Genomic DNA, 24,770 nt, shown 5'->3' on the forward strand with positions numbered 1-24,770 from the left:
CGACTGCTTTATAAGTTGCTGGGCATCAAACGATGTCTTCGTGGAGGCTTGAGCCTAGTGCAGTGAAAGTTGCACGCTGGGTTCTTAGGGAGACGGCACTTGGCAACAAGTGTCGTCCACCCGACCATTGTGCGTTAGGTTAAATACTTATTCATGTCCTGTTAATACAGCTTTGCAATACTAAGAGTTATCCGAATGTGTGAGTATTAGCTTTGCGTTGTATGTGATTAAGAAAGATTACCTGATATACCCAGAAAAGACGAAATTTGGCTGTATATATAGCGTTAACTACCAAAAAAAGGTTATATTGTGAACGATTAAAAGCATGGATTAGGTTGTGCTACCAGCTTCATTGAGCGCTCTACGTTCTTCGAGGATGGCTTCAAAAGCATCATGGATAGGAGTTTCTTTATTAATGTTAGCTTCAACATGAATAACAGCTCCAGCTGCTTCAGCAAAAGCTTGTGCTGAGTTTGGTTTAGAGTGTGTTTCAGCCATCTTATTGATTATATCGGCAGTAGATACGTCTGCTTTTTTAGCTCGATTTAGAGCGTTTCTGTCTTTACGAAATGCGCTCTGTTGTGTGAGTGTTCTCATGATTCCCTCTAAATGTGTTTTGGTAATTTGACTTATACGCCCAGCAGAAAGGGTGTACTCTTTCGCTAGTTCTTTTTTTTTGTGTTCCTGTCCTAGATTTTTCTCGAACTTCTATTGTGCCTCAAACCGCTTTTTTCACGATGCGATTTACTCTAGCCGCACTCAAATCATAAATTTCAGCGACTTTCTTCTGTGGTAAACCAGAGTTAACCGCGTTTTTGATTTCAAGATCGCGTATTGCTCTCTCATGCTTTTGGGTAATACTTTTAGTCTTCTCAATTTGAACCTGCATACCCCTAAGTTTTCTTTCAAGCTCTTTGATTCTGTATTCATGATTGTCCATAATACGCTCCTTAACGATAGTTAATGTAATAAGTAGATAGTCAATAACCTAATGAAACAAAAGATTTTATTAAATCCCGTAAGCTAACTTCAATCGGCTATACGAATTAGCTTACTTTGATAAAAACCTTGTTCCAAGGAACGATACGGTTCTATTTTACGCCCCGATATTTTCCTTGATTTGGATAGAACTATGACGAAAAAGAGACTAGATAGTCCATTAGTTAACCAATGGCTCATTGAGTTGGATGCAGTCATTAGACATGAAGTATTGCACTACCTCGTTGAAAGTCGAGTCATCGAGGCTGGCGACTTATTCCTTGATCCATTACCTATGGCACTAGAGCAAGAGCTGCTTAGTGCCTTGCTTATTCATATGGATAAACTTTATGAAACTGAGGACGACACTGAGCTAGCAGAGCTAATAAGCTCGGTAGGATCTTTAGAGAGTCTGAATGCGACGCAACGCTTCTTAGATGAACATGATTTTTTCTTACAAGTAATTGAAAAAACCAGTTTCGAAGACTTAAGTAAGCAAGCACAAAACGCACTTACCAATAAATACCCGATTGCGATACGTACTGTAGAGTACTTGATGATACAAACAGGGGAAAATTGCCTGCCGCCATGCTTGAAGTCACCAAAGCTCAACGAATGCTTTAATATTGAAAACCTTTGGTTGGAGAATAACCTAGAAGAGATTCTTGTATTTCATACTGAGATAATCAAAAACCAGCGGAATGCCAAAAAGGTTAATCAAGACAAACCTAAACTAGTCACCTCAAATAAGAAGTATGAATTAATTGATATTAAAATTGAGAAAAATAACGATGAAATACGTTTAATCAGCAACTACAAGTTAGCAAAGCTAAACAATAAGCATCGACAACAGGTTTTAGCTTACTGTGAAGAACTGGTAAAACACCATATTGAGCAATACACTTCAACCCAAAATCAAACCGAAACTTCAGATATCCCGATACCACCACCAGAGAAGATGCTAGCGATATATCATCGGTTTATATTGCATTAAAAACATGAGTAAATACAAAGAGATAAAAGACTTAGAATATAACATGGAGTTTGATGGTTTCAGGAGTTTTATTAAAAGTCAACTATTTGATAAGTTTGATTTTTTACAAGAAGATTTTACGATTTGGCGCTCAAAAAATAATACAAAAGATGATTTAGATGATTTAGATGACTTAAATGCTTATATTTCCAACGTTTTAACCAAACGTATTAGTAAACATATAAATAAAACTCAACGTTTAATTAACGAGTATGAAGCGTTGTACTTTTCTTCCGAGGATGCCTAATTTCATTGGTAAGCAAACTAGCAATATTTTAGCCCTTTAATAGAACCCTCCCTGTCATTCATTTCAAAAGAAGAGCTTCGACTTATAAGTAATGTGAACTTAAATAACACCTGATTTGGCTGCTCAACATGCCCAGTAATGGAGACTTAGCATTAATTCTGCTAATTCATTTATTCGCTAATCTAGAAATGTACACAGCACGTTTATGTCCAAATCCGTTTTTGATATTGGCTTTCTTCAAAAAATTCTATGTTCGGTAATTTATGATTATCCAGTAATGGAAACTCCCTTGTTATTACGCTGTCACTCTTATTTTGTGTCATAAAACATACACGATTATTCATCTATCTATTTAATAAATGTTAGAGATTAATTCTGAGGTGACAGCCACATAGATACTCTAAATTCATAACCTATACGTCACAGACGGCATGGCATACGTAAATGGCACGCTGTTTTCTGATTGATGTTTTAGTATTGATTGCTAGTAACGATTAATTGATTTCGAAGACTGGTTTTTATGTTTTAATTGGTATTATTTATTAATGATAAAAACAGACTCTTAATGAAGATTTGTGTATGAACATTAGGGAAAGAAATTAGAGTACCAAAATCGGTAAAAACTGTTATTACTTTACAGGCTGTTTTGAAGGGCATGTTGCAAATAATTAGATAAGGTAGATCTAGCCAGTCATTGGCTTAAAGTTACGAGTAAATCACTTCAACATTGAATAAACGATTCATAAAGGCGGATCTCTTCCGCACAAGGATTTCACGTTCATCATGACGTAACCAACAATCAAATTGCCCCTTGTTCAACATCCGTAATGATTCGAATCCCTGGATAGTTGACCAGGCTCGCTTTCGTATTTTGAAACCGCCGGTGGCGACAACAAGCTTCTTAATAGGTGCATGATCAGATTCAATACCATTCTTGAGATACTTCACTTGTCGCTGTTCGACATCCGCTCGCAGTCGTCCCTCCTTCTTCAAGCGGGCTATCGCATTGGCGTATGAGGAATGCTTGTCGGTATTTAACGTTTTAGGCTGATTATCTAAGTCATAACATCTCAAGCAGCGCCTAAGAAACTGATACGCGGCTTCTTTATTACGTTTGTGAGAGAAATAGAAATCCAGCGTTACGCCTTGTTTATTGATAGCACGGTAAAGGTAGTACCATTTCCCTTTCACTTTGACGTAGGTTTCATCGAGCTGTCACGATGAATCAGTCCGGATGAATTGATGGCGACGTAACTTCTTACGTAATGCCAGTGCATATTCAATGAACCAACGATAAATAGTCGAACGATTAACCGAAATCCCTCGTTCTACCAGCATGTCACTGAGGTTTGCGTAACTCATTGGGGTCGAACCATACCAACGAAGGCACCAAAGAATGATTTCAGGGGCAAAGTGTTTCCATTTGAATTCGGGGTTGGTCATTGAGTCGCTAGATTAGATGGGAAAGAAGGAATTTTGAGCCTATACTGAATTTTTTGCAACAAGCCCTAAAAAATGAAAAAACGTCAAAATTTATTATTTGCGACAGAACCCAAAACCGCCCTCAGTAACCCGCATGAGTTGAAACAAAAACTCACTAATAAGAAAAATTTAATATCAAAAACACCGATTATGCCATACAAAAGGTGATTTTGTTCACGAGTCACAGTGTTAGGGATTGATCATACAAATGATTGTGAATAATATTATTTGGAAATCAAATGAGTTATTTTTATGCTGTCATTAAATACTTTAAATAGAACAATTTCACCAAGTACCCCTTATTGCCACAATAATAACATGGTGGCATGGAGTCTAGGTAATATTGTCGAAATATGTGCCAGGGATAGCAGGTATAAAAAAGTAGATATTCAATCTTTTTTACATTGGGTTAAACCTGCAATATTACACGGACAATATAAACTCTTTTATACTCAAGATAATATCAGATGCACAGGGTTTATTTTTTGGGCGTGGGTAAATAATGATACAGTTCATCGATACATAAATTCAAACCGATTTTTTTTACAACCTTCTGAATGGAATGAAGGACGTAACCTTATTATTGTTGACTATTGCGACTTAACAAAATCGTCAAACAACATAAGAAAGCTTTTTACTATAGCTGAATTAATTAATAAAAATGTGGATTCCATTAGTTATTGCGTAAGAAACGAAGTTGGTATACCTGAAAAAGTCAGGAAATTTAAATGATGAATATATGCACACATAAATTCCCCAACATAAATAACACTGTTTTATTTGAGAAAGAACTGCCTAATATTAGTTTTGTTCCATTTGATGCCTATAAATTAAAAAATGCAGAGTTAATATGGTTCAATAAAAAACTCGTAAAAGAATTAGGTATGTCTGTAAAAAATGCAGGAAAAGAAATTATAGATAATTATGCATATGTTTCTGATGGTTACACAAATACCAGAAACATAGATAATTTGGATAAAAAGATATTTCTTGCAGATAGATATGGGTCTCGATATGAAGTGTGTAATGGCGGAAGTGCAAGATGTGGTATTAATGGAAACTTTCAAATAAAGGGAATTGGAGCCAATCCTCTTGTTGCTATTAATATAGATGAACATCACTCTCATGGTAAACTCTGCTTATCAGAGGCTGTCAATGAGGCGATTTGGGGAGAAGTGTGTCATCAGCACCTTCCTCATGGAGCCGTCAGGACTTTAGCAATAATCAATACACACACAACAGTAAGAAGTTTTTACGGGCTTAATGAGACTAAAGTCTTACCATGCGCCTTAGCAATACGCCAAGTCGCCGTAAGACCTGCTCACTTTGAAAGATCAACATTTTTTTTCCCTGATGTAGCTTATCAAGAGTTACGCGATAATGATTGCGAACGCGTTAGACAAACTATTTCATTTTTACCTAAATTATTTAAATTGGATTGTAATAGTAAAAACGAATCTATATATGATGTCCTAATTACATTTACTGAAAAATTAGCCGAACAAATTGCAGTCTCTCGCATACAGGGTATACCTCATCGGTCATTAACTAGCTCGAATGTGTGCGTTGACGGAAGATTTGTTGACTTTGGAACAATTACTGCGCTTCCTGATTTCTCAAATCATATTTTTGGGAGCGAACAGTTTGGTGTTTGGAACGATCATTTGCTAATTATAAAATGGTTAAATCACTTAACGTTATTCATTAACAAGTACAGTGATGAGAAAATAGATAATGAAAAGTTCAACCATATAAAAGAAAACTTTATAAACAAGTTGAATACAACGGAGAACATTGAGTTATCTAGAGCATTAAGGCTTAAAGGTGTTAATTTCAATACCATCCAATCAATAAAACAAGAGCTTTGTAAAAATGGAAAGTTCATCAAGACCTTTGATGGCAGAGCAGATAAAGACCTTTTGGGTGAAATAGAACAAGCCGCAAGTAAATTTGGAATAAAGACCACCAGTGATATTAACTTTCCCTTAAGGAAATCCAAGTATTCACAAAAAGAAATAATAAATAACACATTAAGGAAAACAGCCGGAAGATCAATAAAAAACAAAGACATTGTAGAATATATAGACTCTTACATTAAATAGATATATGTGATTCTGTGTGGTGGTATCATTGCTTGTTTTGATGTTAGCTGTAAATTAAATCGAATAAAAGCATTTGAAATTTAACAACTACCTAAACATAAAAGTAACAGGTTCAATAAATGCGGGCAGCGCGTTTCAGCTGCTTTTATATGGAAAATTATAAATATGTTTTGTTTAAGCGATGAAGAAATTTCAATGGTTGATGGTGGTGGCGAAGGAAACCCTACAGGATACAGTCCTAGTGGAAGCTATGGGCATAGTGCGAGTTATGGCCATGGCGGAAATAGCGGCTACTCTTATGCTGCATCGAATAATGGCGGCCGCACAAGCAACTCCGATTTAAGTGGGCGCGGTCCATCTGTTGGTTGTGTTGGGAGCACAATAGCTGGAACCATTATGGGCATGTCTGGCGGACCAGGTTGGGGAGCTATGGGTGGTGTTGCTGGTGCATACTCTGGCGGTTGTTTTGGCGGTCATTAGTAAGTCAAAACCAATCTCATTCGAGGTTGGTTTTTAAATCCATTACACTAAATGACTGGCTGTTATTATTTATTCATCAACAAGTAAAATCAATTTTATCATGACACCATCACAAAAAGAAATATATAGAAAAGACTTTATTGCATCACAAGGACAAAAGAATGGTGATATATTAATTCCAGCCAGCTTAAATATAAGAGCATTTACTTCATTGTGTTTTTTTATTGTTGTAGCTATATTTCTTTTCATTTTTCACGGTGAGTATACTCGAAAAGTTAAATTAGAAGGGGTGGTAATGCCATCCACTGGTATCATTAAAATAACGACTAACACTGATGGCCAAATCATTCACACATTTGTTAAAGAAGGTGACAATGTTTATGCTGGTGATAAGTTATATCAAATCAGTGGAGAGCAATATGATCAATTTGGAAAAGGAATGTTAGCCTCGATGTCCGAATCACTTTCGAAGCAAACTGTTATTTCGCAACAGCAATACCAACAAGGAAAAAAACTAATTAGTTTAAAACTAAATGCATTAAAAGATAAAGAAATTAAATTGATTTTAGAACGAAAAAGCTCTAGATCTACATTGCAGTTAGCTATAAGCCAATCTAAGTTAAAAACTTTTGCAGAACAACGTTTTGAAACTCTAGCCAAGAAGGGTTTTGTTTCAGAATTGGATTTTCAACAAAAACAAATAGAGGTGGTAATTGCAAATGAAAATATTGAAGAAAAACGCCTAGCATTGCTACATACCGATAGAGAGTTGTTAGATATTAGGAATGAACTAAAAGAAATCGCTTTAGAAGTAAATAAAATAAAGCTGGATTTTGATGGTCAGCAGCAGGAACTTAGACAAAAACAAGTAGAATTATTAACACGAATAAATACAACAATTAATTCACCGGTTGATGGTTCAATAGCTGCAGTACTTTCCAAGCTAGGACAAAAAGTAAGTAGCAGCACAGTAATGCTAACACTTGTTCCGACTGATGCAAAATTACAAGTTGAACTTTATGCTCCAAGTAAAGCTATCGGTTTCATTGGTTTAGGTCAAAATGTCGGATTAAGATTTACCCCCTTCCCATATGAGAAATTTGGCATACAGCATGGAGAAGTTGTGAAAGTTTCTCGGGCTTCTCTATCTCCTGTTGATATGGTTTCAACAGTACCTATATCACTCAACCCAAACGAAACCTATTATCGAATTATTGTCAATTTAGATAAAAAAAGTGTTACAGCATATGGAAAAGAAGAACCGCTTCTTGTTGGTATGACTGTTTCAGCGGCCGTGGATCTTGATACTCGTTATTTATACGAGTGGTTACTTGAACCACTTTGGAGATTAAAAGGAAATATATAAATATGCAATATATCTCAAATCTAAATTGGGGGATAAAACGAAAACTAGAACTAATAAGACAGACAGAATCAGCTGAATGTGGTGTAGCCTGCTTAGCAATGATTGCAGATTGGCATGGTTACCGAACAAATTTAGCCCACTTAAGGACAAATTTTGGAGTGACACTGCACGGTATATCACTTGCCAGACTGATTGAATGTGCTGGATTATTGAAACTTTCTGGACGAGCTGTAAGCCTAGAGTTAAATGAATTATGCCAGTTAACTTTACCATGTATTTTACATTGGAATCTTAATCACTTTGTTGTTCTAAAAAAAGTAACTAGAAATCAAATTGAAATTCATGACCCTGCAATTGGGGCTGTTTGTATGCCCATGTCAGAGGTAAGCAATCATTTTACGGGGGTCGCCCTTGAGCTTACTCCATCGCATGATTTTGAGAAAAAAGATCTTAGAAAAAAAGTAAAATTATCAAGCTTAATAGGCAAAACTGTTGGGTTGAAATCTGCCTTATTTCGCATTTTTTTCTTTGCTTTTGTTCTGGAACTACTCGTACTTGCTGGACCACTAATGAATCAATTAGTTATTGATGAAGTACTGGTAGGTCTTGACGATGATTTACTTTCATTAGTGATCATAGCTATGCTCTTGTTGGCTGCATCACAAACAGTAATAAGTTTAGTTCGTCAGTGGGCAACAATTACCATGTCAGTAAATTTTAACATGCAGTGGACTGCCAATATTTTTCATCATTTACTTAGGCTTCCAATTGATTGGTATGAAAAAAGAAATATGGGTGGTATTTGCGCAAGATTCGACTCTATAAACACCATTCAACACACGCTGACTACAAGTACATTACAAGCATTATTGGATGCTATCTTGGTAATTAGTACGTTTACCATGATGATGTTTTACAATACAAAGCTATCTGCTATTGCTGTTTTGTCTGCGACTATTTATGGTGCATTAAGGTTCTTTTGGTTTGGAACTATTCGCCAGGCACAAGAGGATAGTTGGGTTGCTAATACCGAAGAAAGTAGCCACTTTTTAGAAACAATGCGTGGCATAGTCAGCCTTAGAGTTAATAATACACTTCCTTGGCGAGAATCTGCGTGGATGAACCTGAACGTCACTCGTCGAAATAAACAACTAAAGGAAGATAAGCTGTATATGATATATGATACAGCCAACACTTTAATAGGAAGTTTAGTATCAGCGGCTATTTTATGGTTTGGTGCTAAAACAGTCATTTCCGGTGAGTTTACAATCGGTATGCTCGTTGCGTTTATGTCTTTTCAATCACGATTCTCTATGAGTACCTATTCGCTAATCGATAAGATATTTGAGTATAGAATGTTAGATCTATATAATGAAAGGCTTGCTGACATTGTACTTACGCCAAAGAGTGATTTCAGTTTTGAACATCTAAGTTTGGATACTAAAAACTTAAATGATGATTCCGCTTCATCCAGCTCACCAGCATTAAATGTAGATAATTTATCATTTAGTTATGGAAAAGGTGAGAATGAAATCCTCTCGAATATATCTTTTAAAGTTGACCAAAACGAAGTTGTAGCACTAATTGGACCTTCTGGGTGCGGAAAGACAACGTTAGTTAAGCTCTTGTTAGGATTATACAAACCTAACAAAGGGGAGGTAACAATATTAGGTGTAAATAGCAGTAATCCAAGTTTTTGTAGTATAGGCAAGAAAATAGGGACAGTGCTTCAAGATGATGAGCTTTTTTCAGGCTCCCTATTTGATAATATAACATTTTTTTCTTCAGAGGCTGATCTATCGAGGGTTAAATACTGCGCAAAATTAGCAGAAATTCATGAGTATATCGAAAGTTTACCAATGGGGTATCAAACACTAGTTGGCGAAATGGGAAGTTCAATATCTGGAGGGCAAAAACAACGGCTCTTATTAGCAAGAGCATTATACAAAACGCCTAAACTTCTTATTTTAGATGAAGCAACAAGTCACCTCGATATCGAAAATGAATTAGCTATAAGTAAGACAATTAAGAAACTTAACTTGCCGGTTTTATTAATCGCTCATAGACCGGAAACAATTAAATCAGCTGATAGGATTGTTGAACTTGGTTTTAAAAAAATAAACCACAATCTCATGTAAAATAAATAAACTAACAACAACTTCATATAGGTGCGAAATGAAAACTGAAGAAAAGGCTCGTGAATACTTACTTTCACTAGGTGCAAGTAAGTCAGAAATAAAACCCTATCCAGTGCTGTTTTATAAGTTAACTGGACTTTTCGGAAAGCCGAGGTTATTTGAGAGCCCAATAAAGCTTTTCATTCTCCAAACAATATTAGGAACTATTTTTTGGGGAGGAGGAATGTGGTTGGTCACTGGGCTGTATCAGGTTGTTGACATTCGTACTCTATTTATCGCATCTTTATTTTTTGGTCTTTCCACTGGCTTGATATTAGGCATTCAAGTAAAGTTAAAAGCTAAAAAGCTAAACTTACCTGATTGGAAAAAATGGCAGGCTGATAATAATCATCGTAATTAACAACTCATTGTGGCTTTGTTGAAGCGCTCAGATAATGCTCAATTATTCCATTAACACTGAGTTCATGGTAAGGAATTTCAATATTCCTTACCATGGACATAGGCTGGCGGGGGCTGTTGCAATTAATTAGAGAATATAGAACTATCCAGTAATGGGGGATTATTACCGGTAAACAGCCTCAATATTGAAGAGACGATTAATAAAGGCGGATCTCTCCCGCACTAGGGTTTTACGTTCATCATTGCGCAACCATAAGTCAAACTGACCCTTATTTATCATCCGTAATGACTCAAATCCCTGAAGCGTTGACTAGGCGCGTTTTCGTATTTTGAAGCCACCGGTGGCGACAACAAGCTTCTTAATAGGCGCATGATCAGATTCGATACCATTATTGAGATACTTCACTTGTCGCTGTTCGACATCCGCTCGCAGTCGTCCCTCCTTCTTTAAGCGGGCAATCGCATTGGCGTATGAGGAATGTTTGTCGGTGTTTAACGTTTTAGGCTGATTGTCTACGTCGTAATATCTCAGGCAACGCCTAAGAAACTGATAAGCGGCTTCTTTATTACGTTTGTGAGAGAAATAGAAATCCAGCGTCTCGTCTTGTTTATTGATAGCACGGTAAAGGTAGTGCCATTTCCCCTTCACTTTGACGTAGGTTTCATCGAGCTGCCACGAAGAGTCTGTCCGGATGAATTGATGGCGACGTAGCTTCTTACGTAATACTGGGGCATATTCAATAAACCAACGATAAATGGTCGAGCGATTAACCGAAATCCCCCGCTCTGCCAGCATGTCGCTGAGGTTCGCGTAGCTCATTGGTGTCGAACCATACCAACGAAGGCACCAAAGGATGATTTCAGGAGCAAAGTGTTTCCATTTGAATTCTGGGTTGGTTATTGAGTCGCTAGATTAGAGAGGGAAAAGAAGGGATTCTGAGCCTTGGTTAAATTTTTTGCAACAGACCCGCTCAGACGGCGTACCGCCGTGAAAAATCAGAAAGCGACCCTGTGTGAATATTATCATTGGATCAAAGCGAAACGCTCATTGAAACTGAGCGAGTTGCTCCCGAAGTTAAAACGTAAACTGGTCGGATTTAGGAATTATTTTGGATTGCCGGACAATAGCCGAAGTATGTCGTAAAGATGCTAGGGTATTTCAATATTGTGCAGCCAAAAGTCAGCAAAAGATTCTTGCTGGTTGACTGGTACTAGGGTCGTGTTTAACACGAGTGAATATATAACTGAAGAGCCGGATGCGGTAATTCCGCACGTCCGGATCTGTGTGGGGTCGGTCTGGTAACAGGCCACTCTACCACGATTGTCAGTTCATCATTACGGATGTCGAACACGTAAGTGCTGATAAAATGTATGATACCAATGCGGTGTACCAAACATTAGAAGATCATCACTCTAAGAGGATGAGCAACCTGATAGGTTGCTTTGCTCTTGGCATTATCGGTTGTTCTATTTTAAATCGCTTTACTCACATCGGGATGCCCAATAGCTATCGAGTCGCCTAACCGTATCAAAAGACCACATAGTTTTAGTGCTGCAACAATGCCCCTTGGACAGCAATAGGGAAACCAAAAATTTTTATACGTAGAGACGGATGTCTAATGGCGGAAAAACTGTGGTTGGGAGCTATATGAAATACCCGCCGATGAACGTCGGGCACTTTGTTAAACTGAAGCATTTTTTTAATTTAAAGGATCAATTTTAGTAATGTGAGCCTTCTCATCCAGAGGTTGGTAAATATGAATCATTGCCGCTGCATTAGGAGCCATAGGATACACTGCTTTTGCATTACAGAAAAATTGGTAGTTCATGCCTGCAACTACCTGTTCAGCAAATGCAACAGGGTTGTAATCGACACCAATAAGACCAGATAAAGCAGTTTCAAATGCAGCTTGAGCCTGCTCCGTCATTTCAGAGCTGAACGTTGACCATCCACCACACGTAGTATTTAATTCTGACATATAATTCTCCATTAGAACATTTGATGTGAATATGGCTATGCTTTTAAAAAAACATAGTTAAATATCATCTGTTTTTTTACACATTCCTTGTACGTTCCGTCAGCCACTTTTTTAACCAATTTTAAAGTGGTGAGGGATCTCAATGAAGCGCCTTTAAAGGTCTACCTTCCCGTATATGCATAATGATTCATATTTGAAGGGGAGGATGTGATTTATATCACATGCTGGAATATGTATATAAGCAACTGCCGCTTTGATCTTGATGCTTTTTATTCGATTTGGCCTCTTACTTTGATTTTTACCATTCAGAATCCTCAATATAGCCTTGACGCGCGCCAATAATATGCGCATTGTTTTATATTGAATGAATCATTAGTGGTTCGAATATGATTCTTTTTCACCTGAAAAGAGTAGGAAATTACTATGAATGAAGCTGTCGCTATAAAGCAAGTCTCACCTTCCGAAGAGCTCGATACAGAATACAAAAACGCTATTGTAAATGTCAGCCGGTATGCACTTGCTGTGGCCAAAACGGGGATGCCATCTTTATTAAAAATGGACGTGTTTAAAGATTGGGATTTATATACTGAGCAGTTTTTTCGAACCAAGACTAGTGCAGACGTTTGGACTTCTAATATTGGAATAAAATTAGTTAACCTCCCCAGACAGATCAAGTCTTCTAACTCAATTATTGAGCCTGATATAGAATCCGCCAAAACACTATCGAGCCAATTATTAGGCCCTTTGACACTAGAGCAGCAAAGCTCTGTTCTCAGTACACTGAAATTCCAGCTTGGGATGATTGATACAAACATATCAATGATCGTGAGGCAGACTGCTGCATTAGTAGATTCGCTTCACCATTACAATGGTAGTTTAGAAACTCAAACGCAAGATTTGAACTCATTAACGAAGCAAACTTTAGCCGCGAATGAGGTAGAACAAGATAAAATTAAGGAACTCAATAAATTAGTTAAAGAGTTAGAAGATAGAGTAAATAAATTAAGTTGGGAGCTGGTTGGATTAGGGGTAGCGGAAGCAGGAGTAATAGGACTAACTGCTGTTTCTATTGCCGCGGGTCCTGTAGGTTGGGCAGCAGCTCCCTTTCTCGCCGTAGCTGCGGCGATAACGGGCTATTACATCGTCTTGGACTCCATAGAATTGGTAGCCTGTCAAGATCTTATCGAAGCAAAACATAAGTTACTAGAAGATCGGGAAAAGGATGGGTTTACACTTGAAAGAACAGCGGCCCAGTTTAGCGGGTTAGTTGACTCTGCTAATGAAGCAAAAGAGCATTTGTCTGATATCGTGAAAGAGTGGGAGAGTATAAACTCGGACGTTAAAAATGCTTTAGCTAGTTGTCAGGCTGCAGAAAAAACAATAGCAAACGGCGGGCAACTGTCCATGGACGAGTTAAATTCGGTAAATGGTGATATCTCTGATATTGGAAGTAAATGGCAGAGTGCGGTCGCTAAAGCGGCTCCTCTAGAGGTAAGTATGGAACTATTCACAAATGAGATAACGATAGGTATGGATCAGGAGGAGATTAAACAAGAGTTAAGTAAAAACAAAGTAGTTTCCTTGGCTGAATACTCCAAGCTTCAAGCCTAATTAGATCTTTACCAGAGGGGTATACACGCCTATGTGTATACCTTTCGCATAAGGAAGCTTAAATGGGGGCGTTGCAAATAATCAGATAGGGCAGAGATTTATCCAGTGATGACTTAATGATTACTGATAAACCACCTCAACATTGAAGAGACGATTGATGAAGGCGGATCTCTCCCGCACTAAGGTTTTGCGTTCATCATTACGAAGCCAGAAATCAAACTGGCCTTTGTTTACCATTCGCAATGACTCAAATCCCTGGATCGTTGACCAGGCCCGCTTTCGTATTTTGAAACCACCGGTGGCCACAACGAGTTTCTTGATGGGGGCGTGATCGGACTCGATCCCATTATTGAGATACTTCACTTGCCGTTGCTCGACATCCGCTCTCAGTCGGCCCTCCTTCTTCAAGCGGGCTATCGCATTGGCGTATGAGGAGTGTTTGTTGGTATTTAACTTTTTAGGCTGATTGTCTACGTCGTAATATCTTAGGCAGCGCCTAAGAAACTGATAAGCGGCTTCTTTATTACGTTTGTGAGAGAAATAGAAATCTAGTGTCTCGCCTTGCTTATTGATGGCACGGTAAAGGTAGTGCCATTTTCCCTTCACTTTGACGTAGGTTTCATCGAGCTGCCACGAAGAGTCTGTCCGGATGAATTGATGGCGACGCAACTTCTTACGTAATGTCGGGGCATATTCAATGAACCAACGATAAATGGTCGAACGATTAACCGAAATCCCCCGCTCTGCCAGCATGTCACTGAGGTTCGCGTAACTCATTGGTGTCGAACCATACCACCGAAGGCACCAAAGGATGATATCAGGAGCAAAGTGTTTCCACTTGAATTCGTGGTTGGTCATTAAATCGCTAGGTTAGATGGGAAAGAAGCGATTGAGCCTAGGCTGAATTTTTTGCAACAACGCCGTTGATACCAACCATATTGGTACACCGTTAACCCCTCCAAATGGGGAAGTGGGATTTATGGTGAACTTTGATGGTTTAACATTATGTTTGATCGTCACAAAGAGCTTAAAGCCAAAACTTCTCGTGACCGATTACGCAGAAAATATTCCAGAATTTCTGTCGTTAGAGCTGTCGGACTGGAAAAATACGACTGGGAATAAATATAAAGTGATTGAAAACTTCAAAGGCCAAAAGTCTCGGGATGAAGTCGTTGACTATTTGAAATACACTTTAAATCAGTTGCTTAAACGAGCATAACAACGCGAGCTTAGACTATTGCTCGATTTCGGCATTTGGCCGGCTGCTACCCATTACTTATTGAGTAAACAAGGTTCAAGATGGCTCCTTCATTTTTAATAAACAATCTCGAAAACATACAACGAATTCAACAGCCTAGTTTCAAAATTGCCAGTGCCTACTTTAAGTATCGCCAGTATGACGTTATCAATGAAATCTTAGGTGAGAGCCCAGATGGTCATATTGGCCGGAAACAAGTTACGGCATATTTTGAAAACCAGAATTACTATAAAGGTTTCTTTGCAGTGATGATTTGGGGGGGCATTTCTACGGGAGGTGTCACCGGAGATAACCTAACCAAATTACTTAACGTTGCTCCAGAGCGGTTAGAAAGTATCGTGCTCGTCGTTAAACAACTACTAGAACAACAGAAGTTTTCTCAAGCGTACAACTACATGGAAGGAGAGGGAAAACTAAAAGGACTGGGCGACGCGTATTGTACAAAGCTGTTTTTTTTCGTTGCCGCCGCGGATGGCTTGGATATTATCCCTCCCATTTTTGATAAGTGGACGAAACTCGCGTACTGCGCATTGTTGATTGATGAGGGAAATGAGCAACTGGCAAAACAGTATATCTCACGAGTCGAAGTTAAATTGAGATCGGCAACTCGCAGTGCTGCTTTTGAAGACTTTGTTCTAAGGATGAATCGATGGGCAAAAGAGTGCGGAGTGGGGGTGAATCAACTAGAAAACTATATATTTGGTACTCATCGTTCTAAAGATAAAACGGATAATAACCCTCGCTTTTATTTTGAACAAAGCGCTCGGGAAGGCATTAATTGCCGTGATTTAGCTTATGCTCTTCAAGATCAGTATGGGTTTTGGGACGCTTCAAAAGCGAAAGACAAACATCGAGCTGCTTATGATGCTATAGCCGCATTTTTTGTTTACGGTGAACTATCTGAGCACCGTGAAAAACATACTAGAAACGTACAACGATGTGCTAGGTTCACAGCAGAGCTCGGTGTTAACTTAGTTGTCAGCCAGAATGACAATCGTACTTTTTCATTGACTGAATCTTAGCAGAGTGAAATTGTGTTACGGGCAGGGTGACCGCATGAGTGATCTGTATCATCAATACTAGACACTGAGCTAAGTGACTTTTCTATACTTGGAGTAATTCACGTATTGCTAATTTAGCAAAGTTGCTGACAAGGTTTTGTCCAAATCCGTGTTAATGGAAGCCTGTGTATCACAGGGGCAGTGTCACTCAGAACGGCCCCAAAGTGAGTTGCAAGCATTGATTAGATAGCAGTAGCGCGGATAGATTTGAGCCATTTGTGATGGTTGCAGAATGCGTTGATTCCAGCAACAATTAAAGATATTTCTGTCAGTTCTTTTGATTGCGAAGCCCATGGTTTCGCAATATCCCCATAGCCTTTTCCTTTTTTGCAGACAGAGAAGCCCTAAAGCTATTGGCTAGCATCTAATCAAGGACCGCCATTTTGTGTTACAATGCGCCACTTGGGATTGAGCAAAAAGCCATTAATCACCTACAGCGGTGATTCTCATCATGTTTGTTTATATGGTGCGGCTAGCCAATCAAGTAGTAACTGGATATGGAGTTGGTCCTTGTATTCGTTGATTCGGGTATGTGAACATCATAATTTATGGGTTTTAAATCAAAAAAGTACAGTATTGATTCTACTGATTATCAAGTTGGTCAAGATAACATCAGTAAATGGGGCATGGATGTCCATAACACAGTTTTCGTAGCCTCACTCGGCTTATCTATTCTCTTCATTGTCACCCTTCTCGCATTACCGCCAGCAGATGCAAAAGCAGCTATTGATTCCATTAAAGGTGCTGTATTGTCAAATTTTGACTTCCTCTTTATGTGGGGAGCTAACATCTTATTAATCTTTGCCATTATTATAGCGTTTTCACCTTTAGGTAAAATTCGCTTAGGCGGGGAAGGAGCGACTCCTGATTATTCGAAAGCCTCTTGGATTTCAATGTTATTCGCTGCAGGTATGGGCATTGGACTTATTTTTTGGGGTGTTGCTGAACCAACCGCGTTCTTTACTAACTGGTTTGGAACTCCGCTTAATGTAGAACCTTTTACAGAGGCAGGGCGTGAACTGGCATTAGGCGCAACCGTCTTCCATTGGGGCTTACATGCATGGGCTATCTATGGCATGACAGCACTTTGCCTTGCCTATTTTGTTTACAATAAAGGGTTGCCACTCTCAATGCGCTCTGTGTTTTACCCATTATTAGGCGATCGAGTTTGGGGGAAAACAGGTGATGTGATTGATATCTTAACGGTATTGGTTACTTTGTTTGGTCTAGCAACGTCTCTTGGTTTAGGGGGCACACAGGCGGCTAGTGGTATCAGCCATGTTTTCGGAATGGAAAATAATATCTACCTTCAACAGTCCATTATCGTATTGATTATGGGCTTAGCCATTATTTCTGTTCTGCGTGGTATGGATGGCGGGGTTAAGTTTCTCAGCAACCTAAATATGGTTATCGCATTTATATTCCTTGGCCTTATTGCTGTTTTGAATTTCACTACAGTATTGGATTCCTTAGTAACCGCTGTAACGGGTTATGTAAAAAACATTATTCCGTTAAGCCAAACCTCGGGTCGTGATGATACAACGTGGTTGCATGGTTGGACTGTGTTCTATTGGGCGTGGTGGGTTGCGTATGCACCTTTCTTTGGTATGTTTGTAGCTCGTATATCTAGAGGACGCACCGTTCGCGAATTCCTTCTTTGTGTAATGCTTATTCCTACAATGGTAACAACGGCTTGGATGTCAATCTTCGGTGGCGTTGCTATTCAACAAGTAATAGATAAAGTTGGGAAATTAGGTGTAGATCAAGGGATTACCGATGTCTCTCTAAGCTTGTTCCATATGCTAGATGCTTACCCGTTCGGGGATATTCTATCCTTTATTGCTGTAGCACTAATTATCGTTTTCTTTGTGACAACATTAGATTCGGGTTCTATTGTTATTGATGGCATGACTGCGGGTGGTAAGTTAGAAGTACCCGTTAAGCAGAAAGTAGTTTGGGCTGTTATCTCTGGTGCTATCGCAATGGTTATGTTGTGGATTGGTGGCACTCAATCTATTCAAGCTCTGCAATCAATCACCATTATTGCAGCAATGCCGTTTACTATTATTCTTCTGTTGGGCAGTGTGAGCCTGTTTAAAGGGCTGTTGACGGAAGTTAATAAACCTCAGGTATCGACTAACCAAGTTAACTAATCACGTTAGTTAGTCGTTAGATTAATAATTAGGTTTACAGTAAAACTCTCTGGTACTTCGTGCTGGGGAGTTTTTTACTTTTTAGAGAAGAGAATTAGAGCCACAATTGAGTGGAATTTTGTAGCTCTAAATTAAATAACCATACTCATTAGACGTTCGACGAATCAGTAAGTACTTTTATTGTTGTCTGACACCCTGACCATTCACGACATTGATAGTCAGATACTGCAAATTTATAATCATCCTTGCTGGTCTTTTATTAATGAATAAGGATAATAGCGACCTCTGTTTGCTGTCTTAATGTTGCCTTTTATGCGTCTTGATAAATTCATTTGTAAAAGTACCGATCTAACCCGAGCTGAAGCGACTCAGTTGATCAATGTGGGGCATGTCACCGTTAACAATGAAGTCGTTAGCAATGAGGCTACTCAGGTTCATGAAAACAATGATGTCCTGTTAGATGGGGAAAAGCTAATAGCACGTGCTTCGCGCTATATTTTGATGCATAAACCCTTGGACACTATCTGTTCGAACATTGATGAAGTATACCCATCATTGTTTAACTACATCGATGTAGAAAAAGCAGATGATCTGCATATTGCAGGACGTTTAGATGCAGATACCACAGGTTTAGTATTGATAACCGATGATGGCCGTTGGTCTTTTAATATTATTACACCAAATAAACAATGCGAAAAAACGTACCGTGTTGAGTTGAGAGATCCAATTGCAGAAGATGCCGCCGAGAAGTTTGCACAGGGCGTGCAGTTACAAGGTGAGAAGCAACTTACATTGCCTGCAAAACTTGATGTGGTAACTTCTAACGAGGTGTTGCTTACGATAACAGAAGGTAAGTACCATCAAGTCAAACGTATGTTTTCTGCAATTGGTAATCGTGTTGTTACGTTACATAGAGAGCAGATTGGTAATATTAAATTGGATGTTGAGGTCGGGAAGTGGCGCTTTCTAACACCAGAAGAAATTGCCTATTTTAAGTAAGACGGAATGGACATAGGCGCAGGCGATTAAATTTGTACAAACGGCGGACAATTAAAAGCGGGTAACCCAAAACTGCGTAAGGCATCGATATAGCAATCACGCTTTACTTTGCCTTCTGGAAAATCAGATATTGAGAGTTGGTCGTTAACTGCAACATGATTAAAATTAATGCTTGGTGTTATATTGTTATTTTGTAAACGATCCTGCCAATGTAAAACATCGAATAAAATATGAGAGCGGTGAACATGAATAGAAGCACTCACCAGTGTTGCTGTTTGAATGTTGTATTTAGTCAATAACGCTAAACTTAATCTGGCATTATCAATGGTGTTCGTCGCTTTATTTTCTTCGATAATTCTATCTTCACTTATTCCTTGTTCAACTAACCACGTTTTCATTGCATAAGATTCTGTTCTTCCTGCTTTAGCTAACCCTCCCGTAACGATAATAAGCGCTTTCGGATATTTATTCGCCAGAGATAGCGTTAGCGTTAATCGCTTTAATAATGGTGTTGCGATTGATCCGTCGTCATTCAATAAATAACCCAAGGCGATAATGGCATGGTTAGAAGATGCCATTTTATCAATCGCTTTTTTTGATGCTGCACATCGAGATAAACAATCCATTGGGTAACTTAGAATTACTTCTAATGTCGCGAGCAATGTTTTTACTTGTAACGCGTGATGCGAATCTAACGCCTCGAGTTGGCTCAGATAAGATGTCACTCTTTGATGGTCGTTTTGATGGTGCAACCAAACAGTAAGGTAGGCTAAAGCCGTGACTTGATCTTGATGGTTTTGAGTTGTTAGCAAAACCTGCTGGTAAGACTTTAGGGCAGAATGTATATCACCACTAAAGGTGAGCATGTTGGCCAAGGTGAAGTGATGTTCAAAGCTTAATGGTGACACCGTAAGCGCTTCTTGCAGGTAAAAAACGACGGCTTCTAAGTTTGAAACAAGCTGCCCATTTAAAGGGTACTGCAAGCGGTTTTTGCTATTAAACGCATCCAAAGCATACCGAGACAGTAAGTTAAGAGGAAGCTGCTCTGTCACATCCATTTTGTCTTCCTTTTTTCTTCTTTTCTTTTGTAATCAAAATCAACACGCTGCTACCTATAATGAGCAGTGTATGAGCAGTGTATGAGCAGTGTATGAGCTTTGTGATGAATTGCAAGAAATCCACATCGCTACTCCTAAGTTGCCTCAAGGTAGTGCAAAACCATAGGCTGGGTATTCATCGTGCTGCTTTGTCAGAATAAGCTATTTTTATAAGTAATCAGTATGCAGTTATCTTTTTAATTTCTAGCATGTGCAATGCATAAAGGAGCGAATAATGAACAGTCAGTTTAAACAACATGGTGCATTCAGTTGGTCTGAATTGATGGTGGATGAACCAGAAAAAGCAATCGCATTTTATAAAGATGTGATTGGTTGGGATGTCGAAGAAATGCCGATGTCTACTGGAACCTATTATGTACTAAAAGCTGATGGGCAACCTGTTGGTGGGGTGATGGCAAAGCCACAAGAAGCTAGCCATGTGCCTAATCATTGGGGAGTGTATGTGACGGTGGACGATGTTGATGCCACATTGTCGCAAGTTGAATTGGCGGGTGGTAAAGCTGTTTTTGCCCCGATGGATGTACCCGGTGTGGGGCGTTTATGTTCCTTCATGGATAATTGTGGTTCGGTTCTGTCAATTATTAGCTATGAAGACAAAAAATCATAATTTGTATGAATGATATTTCATTTTATATAGACGAGTAAAATTTTGCCTGTTATATTCAATAAAACACTGAATCATTTAATTTCACTGAAAAATCAAGCATAAAGCAGTAGAGCTATTTGGTGAGGCATATACAATAGACCCCTGACACCTCTTTTACCACCTCGGTTTTTGTCAAGGAGATAAGTAAATGCCATATGATTCATTAATTACTATCGGTGTACTGATTGTTGTTGCAATCGCGTTCATTGCTTCTGGTGTAAAGATGGTGCCTCAAGGCAGCCATTGGACAGTAGAGCGCTTTGGACGTTACACCAAAACACTAAAACCTGGTTTGAATTTAATTGTGCCATTCGTTGACACTATTGGTAATAAAATCAGTGTTATGGAAAGAGTGCTCGATATTCCAGCACAAGAAGTTATTTCTCGTGATAATGCAAGTGTAACTATCGATGCTGTGTGTTTTATTCAAGTTATTGATGCAGCGAAGGCTGCGTATGAAGTCAATGATTTAGAACATGCGATTCGTAACTTAACGCTTACCAATATGCGTACAGTATTAGGTTCGATGGAACTTGATGAAATGCTATCTCAGCGAGATACCATCAATACTCGGTTGCTGACCATTGTTGATCTGGCGACTAATTCTTGGGGTGTTAAAGTTACACGTATTGAAATTCGTGATGTGCAGCCACCTGCTGATCTTATTGCTGCGATGAATGCGCAGATGAAAGCAGAGCGTAATAAGCGTGCAGATATTCTATCAGCAGAAGGTGTTCGTCAAGCCGAGATCCTTAAAGCTGAAGGGCATAAGCAATCAGAAATTTTACGTGCTGAAGGTGACAAGCAAGCGGTTATTCTTAAAGCTGAAGCGCGTGAGCGTGAAGCAGAAGCGGAAGCAAAAGCAACAAGTGTTGTATCAGAGGCGATAGCAAAAGGTGACGTGAAAGCCATTAATTACTTTATTGCACAGGGTTATACCGACGCATTGAAAGCAATTGGCCAATCTGAGAATGGCAAAGTGATAATGCTGCCACTTGAAGCAACAGGCTTGATGGGTTCTGTTGCGGGTATTGCAGAATTATTAAGTCAATCTAAATCAGATAACACGAAGGGTAACAACGCATGATAGCCCTACTTGAACAGATGAACTTCTGGCATTGGGTAGCATTTGGTTTAGCCTTGCTACTACTTGAATTACTCGGAACTGCTGGGTACTTGCTTTGGTTGGGTGTCTCTGCTGTTCTTGTTGGATTGCTCTTGTCGTTTCTACCACTGAGCTGGCCATTGCAATGGCTAACGTTTGCGGTTTTCTCGTTATTTACAACGTGGTTATGGTGGCGTTATCAAAGCAAGAAAGACCGAGCTGAAGATGAAGGGCGCACGCTCAATAAACGTTCAGAACAGCTTATAGGGCAAGTTTCTGTGTTAGACGAACCCTTAGCTGCAGGTACTGGGCGAATGAGGTTAGGTGATACAACATGGCTTGTACGAACAGATGTTGCTTTAGAGGCAGGTGTACTCGTAGAGGTTATTGATGTTGATGGCATCATGTTAATTATTCAGCCTAAAGCGCAAAAATAATGGCTTAATATAGCTTTTATAATATTGTTCTTTATTAAATACGACGCTCTATATTGAGCGTCGTTTTTTATGCTTGTAATATTTACACGTTATCAATGACTTTATGCGCTTGCCTTATGAACGTATCACGGCCAAAATCAACTCGATTAAGTATTAACGCATAAAATGTATAAGAAAAGTAACCTTAAAAGCGAATGTTAGTTGAGACCTCGCGTTAAGTTTTGCACAATAATGAATAGAACGCATTTGCAGTAGAGGAAGAGAATATGATTTCAAAATGGGCACAACGTTTTTTTCAAATGGCAGAGTTAGTTGGCTCTTGGAGTAAAGACCCTTCTACGCAGGTAGGTGCAGTAATTACAGAGCATAACCGCATTGTTTCTGTTGGGTTTAACGGCTACCCACACGGTATTTCAGACAGTGCAAATACCGACGATCGTGATATGAAACTACTGAAAACACTTCACGCGGAAGAGAATGCAATTCTATTTGCAAAAAGGGATCTGTCAGGGTGTGAAATTTGGGTAACACACTTTCCTTGCCCAAATTGTGCTGCAAAAATTATCCAAACGGGTATATCAATGGTGCATTGCCCTGAGCAGAGTGAAGACTTTTTATCGCGTTGGGGTGATAAAATTAAAATCAGCCAAGGTATGTTTACACAGGCAGGGGTTGATGTTGATTGGTTACCACTTGCTGAATTAGATAAAGACTAATACGTAATATCTTGAGTATAACAGCCTTGATAGCATGTCTAGTTTTAACGAAAGCTTATTAGAACCAAAGCTTGTTGGAATAAAAAGACATACTATCGAGGCTTTCTATTTTTATTCAATCACCATTATTGTTTCTTTATCAGATCGATAAACCACTGGTAACGTTTAGGGAGTTGTCGAAACTTTTTCTTAATCAAAAAGTGTTCTTCATTCACAATTGTATCGCTTGGTAAAATGGCAATACTATCTTGTAATTCAAATTGTTCGATTGTTGTTCTAGGCAGTACGGTGTAGCCCAACCCCATAGATACTGGCAGTAAAATCTGATTGAGTTGGTTGATGTAACTGATTTTTCTGATCTGCTTTATCGATTGATAATCATCTTTATAATTCGCACGTAATACTTGTTCGGCATATTGTTCACCATTGGGGTGATTAATAAACCCTAACTGATTAAGCTCTACGAAGGTCATTTTTTGATTTTTATATTGATGAGGTACAACTAAACAAAGGGCGTCATGTCCGAGTGATTCTTGTTCGAGTTCTGTTGAAATAACATGCTGTGTGATAATGCCTATATCAATATTGTTATTCAAAACTGCATTGATAATACGTTGGTCTGGTGCAGCTTCAATAGAGATATGAAGCTCGGGGTGCTTGCTTTGCCTTGATAAAAATTTAGGGTAGAGAAACATTGCCATAGACCCTGAACACCCAAAACGACAGTCACCTGAATAGGGGTCGTCAGTTTTTAATGAAATCAATAAGTCAGCTTCCTCGGTTGCGCGTAGCCTACCAAAATTATAAAGCGCTTCACCTGCTTGAGTTAGCTCAAACTTCTTGCCAATACGTTGTAATAGCAGGGTGCCCACTTGCTCTTCTAGTTTCTTTATATGCTGGCTAACACCAGGCTGCGTCATAAATAGTTTGTCTGACGTTTGAGTGAAATGCCTTATATCGACCAGTGTAATAAATGTATTCAGCCATTGGTTATTCAGCATGATATTTTTTAACGTTGAATGAAAAATGATAACAAAATATTATCACATTTATGGTTTTTGATTATTTATATCTCTCTAATGGTTATGTTTTATCTGATTAAACGAAGAATGGATACAAGCTCTAGGCAGTGAAGGGTAACAGTTGAAAATACACATGAAGGGGTTTTGATCTATTTGTTTTAATTTCAGACGGTTATTATTAAGCATTAGTGATAATTTACATGGTATAAAAAACGGCCCATTTCGTTCTCTACTTAAAATGTTGATGTGTCTATCATTTTGTACATTACAGTTGGTTAATTTGTACACCTACATTCTGTGACCATCTGCCAATAAGCATAAAATTACTTATATAAATTACCAGTAAGTGTCTGAAATCACAGTTTGTATAGACAGTTTTATTTTACTTTCCGCTCATAAAAATAAAACACTCTTATCTTCCCCAAGACCAATAAGAATGA

At 38.7% G+C, this 24,770-nt stretch carries 24 protein-coding genes and 2 pseudogenes; 18 read left to right on the forward strand and 8 right to left on the reverse strand.

What is annotated here, in order from left to right; all coding sequences use genetic code 11:
* Nucleotides 1-330 precede the first annotated feature (330 nt).
* Nucleotides 331-597 carry a hypothetical protein gene (locus C9J12_RS15100; RefSeq protein WP_107243471.1) on the reverse strand — a complete coding sequence of 89 codons (267 nt, stop codon included), beginning with the start codon at nucleotides 595-597 and terminating at the stop codon, nucleotides 331-333.
* Nucleotides 598-718: 121 nt separating this feature from the next.
* On the reverse strand, nucleotides 719-940 hold the full coding sequence (locus tag C9J12_RS15105) for a hypothetical protein (RefSeq protein ID WP_107243472.1): 222 nt from the start codon (nucleotides 938-940) through the stop codon (nucleotides 719-721).
* 192 nt (nucleotides 941-1,132) lie between these two features.
* On the opposite strand from C9J12_RS15105, the gene C9J12_RS15110 reads away from it, so the two are divergent.
* Nucleotides 1,133-1,972, forward strand: a complete 840-nt coding sequence (locus C9J12_RS15110) for a hypothetical protein (RefSeq protein WP_107243473.1) — start codon at nucleotides 1,133-1,135, stop codon at nucleotides 1,970-1,972.
* Nucleotides 1,973-1,976: 4 nt separating this feature from the next.
* Nucleotides 1,977-2,258: a hypothetical protein gene (locus C9J12_RS15115; protein WP_146150089.1), complete on the forward strand. Its 282-nt coding sequence runs from the start codon at nucleotides 1,977-1,979 to the stop codon at nucleotides 2,256-2,258.
* A gap of 705 nt (nucleotides 2,259-2,963) precedes the next feature.
* Here the strand turns inward: C9J12_RS15115 and C9J12_RS15120 are convergent.
* A pseudogene (locus tag C9J12_RS15120) lies at nucleotides 2,964-3,701 on the reverse strand (IS6 family transposase).
* Between the two features lie 291 nt (nucleotides 3,702-3,992).
* Here C9J12_RS15120 and C9J12_RS15125 point away from each other — a divergent pair.
* The 6 genes from C9J12_RS15125 to C9J12_RS15150 all read left to right on the forward strand — a co-directional run bounded on the left by C9J12_RS15125 (nucleotide 3,993) and on the right by C9J12_RS15150 (nucleotide 10,226).
* On the forward strand, nucleotides 3,993-4,472 hold the full coding sequence (locus C9J12_RS15125; protein WP_107243475.1) for a toxin-activating lysine-acyltransferase: 480 nt from the start codon (nucleotides 3,993-3,995) through the stop codon (nucleotides 4,470-4,472).
* Nucleotides 4,469-5,842: an MchC protein gene (locus tag C9J12_RS15130; RefSeq protein WP_107243476.1), complete on the forward strand. Its 1,374-nt coding sequence runs from the start codon at nucleotides 4,469-4,471 to the stop codon at nucleotides 5,840-5,842. The genes C9J12_RS15125 and C9J12_RS15130 overlap by 4 nt, the downstream gene beginning before the upstream one ends.
* 165 nt (nucleotides 5,843-6,007) lie before the next feature.
* Nucleotides 6,008-6,322 (forward strand): hypothetical protein, encoded by a 315-nt coding sequence (locus C9J12_RS15135; protein WP_107243477.1) that lies wholly within the window; start codon nucleotides 6,008-6,010, stop codon nucleotides 6,320-6,322.
* Nucleotides 6,323-6,422: 100 nt separating this feature from the next.
* Nucleotides 6,423-7,688 (forward strand): HlyD family secretion protein, encoded by a 1,266-nt coding sequence (locus tag C9J12_RS15140; protein ID WP_107243478.1) that lies wholly within the window; start codon nucleotides 6,423-6,425, stop codon nucleotides 7,686-7,688.
* Between the two features lie 2 nt (nucleotides 7,689-7,690).
* Nucleotides 7,691-9,826, forward strand: coding sequence for a peptidase domain-containing ABC transporter (locus C9J12_RS15145; RefSeq protein WP_107243479.1), 2,136 nt, complete (start codon nucleotides 7,691-7,693; stop codon nucleotides 9,824-9,826).
* 37 nt (nucleotides 9,827-9,863) lie between these two features.
* Nucleotides 9,864-10,226, forward strand: coding sequence for a DUF6404 family protein (locus tag C9J12_RS15150; protein ID WP_107243480.1), 363 nt, complete (start codon nucleotides 9,864-9,866; stop codon nucleotides 10,224-10,226).
* Between the two features lie 162 nt (nucleotides 10,227-10,388).
* Here C9J12_RS15150 and C9J12_RS15155 read toward each other — a convergent pair.
* Nucleotides 10,389-11,126, reverse strand: a pseudogene (locus C9J12_RS15155) (IS6 family transposase).
* 466 nt (nucleotides 11,127-11,592) lie between these two features.
* Between C9J12_RS15155 and C9J12_RS15165 the strand changes: the two are divergent.
* Nucleotides 11,593-11,748, forward strand: coding sequence for a hypothetical protein (locus C9J12_RS15165; RefSeq protein WP_193944676.1), 156 nt, complete (start codon nucleotides 11,593-11,595; stop codon nucleotides 11,746-11,748).
* 177 nt (nucleotides 11,749-11,925) lie between these two features.
* On the opposite strand, the gene C9J12_RS15170 is transcribed toward C9J12_RS15165, so the two are convergent.
* Nucleotides 11,926-12,204 (reverse strand): hypothetical protein, encoded by a 279-nt coding sequence (locus C9J12_RS15170; protein ID WP_227876374.1) that lies wholly within the window; start codon nucleotides 12,202-12,204, stop codon nucleotides 11,926-11,928.
* 423 nt (nucleotides 12,205-12,627) lie between these two features.
* Here C9J12_RS15170 and C9J12_RS15175 point away from each other — a divergent pair, with 423 nt between their 5' ends.
* Nucleotides 12,628-13,815 carry a hypothetical protein gene (locus C9J12_RS15175; RefSeq protein WP_107243482.1) on the forward strand — a complete coding sequence of 396 codons (1,188 nt, stop codon included), beginning with the start codon at nucleotides 12,628-12,630 and terminating at the stop codon, nucleotides 13,813-13,815.
* A gap of 120 nt (nucleotides 13,816-13,935) precedes the next feature.
* Here the strand turns inward: C9J12_RS15175 and C9J12_RS15180 are convergent, their stop codons facing one another.
* On the reverse strand, nucleotides 13,936-14,673 hold the full coding sequence (locus C9J12_RS15180) for an IS6 family transposase (protein WP_107243483.1): 738 nt from the start codon (nucleotides 14,671-14,673) through the stop codon (nucleotides 13,936-13,938).
* A gap of 121 nt (nucleotides 14,674-14,794) precedes the next feature.
* Here C9J12_RS15180 and C9J12_RS15185 point away from each other — a divergent pair, with 121 nt between their 5' ends.
* From C9J12_RS15185 to C9J12_RS15200, 4 genes are all read left to right on the forward strand, one after another.
* Nucleotides 14,795-15,034: a hypothetical protein gene (locus C9J12_RS15185; RefSeq protein ID WP_107243484.1), complete on the forward strand. Its 240-nt coding sequence runs from the start codon at nucleotides 14,795-14,797 to the stop codon at nucleotides 15,032-15,034.
* Nucleotides 15,035-15,114: 80 nt separating this feature from the next.
* Nucleotides 15,115-16,095: an 8-oxoguanine DNA glycosylase OGG fold protein gene (locus C9J12_RS15190; protein ID WP_193944677.1), complete on the forward strand. Its 981-nt coding sequence runs from the start codon at nucleotides 15,115-15,117 to the stop codon at nucleotides 16,093-16,095.
* A gap of 587 nt (nucleotides 16,096-16,682) precedes the next feature.
* Nucleotides 16,683-18,287, forward strand: a complete 1,605-nt coding sequence (locus tag C9J12_RS15195; protein ID WP_107243485.1) for a BCCT family transporter — start codon at nucleotides 16,683-16,685, stop codon at nucleotides 18,285-18,287.
* A 312-nt stretch (nucleotides 18,288-18,599) separates the two neighbouring features.
* Complete coding sequence (locus C9J12_RS15200; protein WP_107243560.1) at nucleotides 18,600-19,286, forward strand: pseudouridine synthase; 687 nt, start codon at nucleotides 18,600-18,602, stop codon at nucleotides 19,284-19,286.
* 26 nt (nucleotides 19,287-19,312) lie between these two features.
* Here the strand turns inward: C9J12_RS15200 and C9J12_RS15205 are convergent, their stop codons facing one another.
* A complete protein-coding gene (locus tag C9J12_RS15205) occupies nucleotides 19,313-20,344 on the reverse strand; it encodes a YdcF family protein (protein ID WP_107243486.1) in 1,032 nt (343 codons plus the stop codon).
* Between the two features lie 274 nt (nucleotides 20,345-20,618).
* Here C9J12_RS15205 and C9J12_RS15210 point away from each other — a divergent pair, with 274 nt between their 5' ends.
* The 4 genes from C9J12_RS15210 to C9J12_RS15225 all read left to right on the forward strand — a co-directional run bounded on the left by C9J12_RS15210 (nucleotide 20,619) and on the right by C9J12_RS15225 (nucleotide 23,308).
* Nucleotides 20,619-21,011 carry a VOC family protein gene (locus C9J12_RS15210; RefSeq protein ID WP_107243487.1) on the forward strand — a complete coding sequence of 131 codons (393 nt, stop codon included), beginning with the start codon at nucleotides 20,619-20,621 and terminating at the stop codon, nucleotides 21,009-21,011.
* 187 nt (nucleotides 21,012-21,198) lie between these two features.
* On the forward strand, nucleotides 21,199-22,137 hold the full coding sequence (locus C9J12_RS15215; RefSeq protein WP_107243488.1) for an SPFH domain-containing protein: 939 nt from the start codon (nucleotides 21,199-21,201) through the stop codon (nucleotides 22,135-22,137).
* A complete protein-coding gene (locus tag C9J12_RS15220) occupies nucleotides 22,134-22,592 on the forward strand; it encodes an NfeD family protein (protein ID WP_107243489.1) in 459 nt (152 codons plus the stop codon). The genes C9J12_RS15215 and C9J12_RS15220 overlap by 4 nt, the downstream gene beginning before the upstream one ends.
* A gap of 266 nt (nucleotides 22,593-22,858) precedes the next feature.
* Nucleotides 22,859-23,308: a dCMP deaminase family protein gene (locus tag C9J12_RS15225; protein ID WP_107243490.1), complete on the forward strand. Its 450-nt coding sequence runs from the start codon at nucleotides 22,859-22,861 to the stop codon at nucleotides 23,306-23,308.
* Between the two features lie 125 nt (nucleotides 23,309-23,433).
* Here C9J12_RS15225 and C9J12_RS15230 read toward each other — a convergent pair whose 3' ends face one another.
* Nucleotides 23,434-24,309, reverse strand: coding sequence for a LysR family transcriptional regulator (locus C9J12_RS15230; protein WP_107243491.1), 876 nt, complete (start codon nucleotides 24,307-24,309; stop codon nucleotides 23,434-23,436).
* Nucleotides 24,310-24,770: the final 461 nt, after the last annotated feature.

Origin of the sequence: Photobacterium frigidiphilum, assembly GCF_003025615.1 — a bacterium.
Lineage (GTDB): Bacteria > Pseudomonadota > Gammaproteobacteria > Enterobacterales > Vibrionaceae > Photobacterium > Photobacterium frigidiphilum.

Bases quoted from the DNA above. Each gene is read 5' to 3' on its own strand.
- C9J12_RS15100 (WP_107243471.1), bottom strand. From the start codon at position 597: ATGAGAACACTCACACAACAGAGCGCATTTCGTAAAGACAGAAACGCT.
- C9J12_RS15105 (WP_107243472.1), bottom strand. From the start codon at position 940: ATGGACAATCATGAATACAGAATCAAAGAGCTTGAAAGAAAACTTAGG.
- C9J12_RS15110 (WP_107243473.1), top strand. From the start codon at position 1,133: ATGACGAAAAAGAGACTAGATAGTCCATTAGTTAACCAATGGCTCATT.
- C9J12_RS15115 (WP_146150089.1), top strand. From the start codon at position 1,977: ATGAGTAAATACAAAGAGATAAAAGACTTAGAATATAACATGGAGTTT.
- C9J12_RS15125 (WP_107243475.1), top strand. From the start codon at position 3,993: ATGCTGTCATTAAATACTTTAAATAGAACAATTTCACCAAGTACCCCT.
- C9J12_RS15130 (WP_107243476.1), top strand. From the start codon at position 4,469: ATGATGAATATATGCACACATAAATTCCCCAACATAAATAACACTGTT.
- C9J12_RS15135 (WP_107243477.1), top strand. From the start codon at position 6,008: ATGTTTTGTTTAAGCGATGAAGAAATTTCAATGGTTGATGGTGGTGGC.
- C9J12_RS15140 (WP_107243478.1), top strand. From the start codon at position 6,423: ATGACACCATCACAAAAAGAAATATATAGAAAAGACTTTATTGCATCA.
- C9J12_RS15145 (WP_107243479.1), top strand. From the start codon at position 7,691: ATGCAATATATCTCAAATCTAAATTGGGGGATAAAACGAAAACTAGAA.
- C9J12_RS15150 (WP_107243480.1), top strand. From the start codon at position 9,864: ATGAAAACTGAAGAAAAGGCTCGTGAATACTTACTTTCACTAGGTGCA.
- C9J12_RS15165 (WP_193944676.1), top strand. From the start codon at position 11,593: ATGTATGATACCAATGCGGTGTACCAAACATTAGAAGATCATCACTCT.
- C9J12_RS15170 (WP_227876374.1), bottom strand. From the start codon at position 12,204: ATGTCAGAATTAAATACTACGTGTGGTGGATGGTCAACGTTCAGCTCT.
- C9J12_RS15175 (WP_107243482.1), top strand. From the start codon at position 12,628: ATGAATGAAGCTGTCGCTATAAAGCAAGTCTCACCTTCCGAAGAGCTC.
- C9J12_RS15180 (WP_107243483.1), bottom strand. From the start codon at position 14,673: ATGACCAACCACGAATTCAAGTGGAAACACTTTGCTCCTGATATCATC.
- C9J12_RS15185 (WP_107243484.1), top strand. From the start codon at position 14,795: ATGGTGAACTTTGATGGTTTAACATTATGTTTGATCGTCACAAAGAGC.
- C9J12_RS15190 (WP_193944677.1), top strand. From the start codon at position 15,115: ATGGCTCCTTCATTTTTAATAAACAATCTCGAAAACATACAACGAATT.
- C9J12_RS15195 (WP_107243485.1), top strand. From the start codon at position 16,683: ATGGGTTTTAAATCAAAAAAGTACAGTATTGATTCTACTGATTATCAA.
- C9J12_RS15200 (WP_107243560.1), top strand. From the start codon at position 18,600: ATGCGTCTTGATAAATTCATTTGTAAAAGTACCGATCTAACCCGAGCT.
- C9J12_RS15205 (WP_107243486.1), bottom strand. From the start codon at position 20,344: ATGGATGTGACAGAGCAGCTTCCTCTTAACTTACTGTCTCGGTATGCT.
- C9J12_RS15210 (WP_107243487.1), top strand. From the start codon at position 20,619: ATGAACAGTCAGTTTAAACAACATGGTGCATTCAGTTGGTCTGAATTG.
- C9J12_RS15215 (WP_107243488.1), top strand. From the start codon at position 21,199: ATGCCATATGATTCATTAATTACTATCGGTGTACTGATTGTTGTTGCA.
- C9J12_RS15220 (WP_107243489.1), top strand. From the start codon at position 22,134: ATGATAGCCCTACTTGAACAGATGAACTTCTGGCATTGGGTAGCATTT.
- C9J12_RS15225 (WP_107243490.1), top strand. From the start codon at position 22,859: ATGATTTCAAAATGGGCACAACGTTTTTTTCAAATGGCAGAGTTAGTT.
- C9J12_RS15230 (WP_107243491.1), bottom strand. From the start codon at position 24,309: ATGCTGAATAACCAATGGCTGAATACATTTATTACACTGGTCGATATA.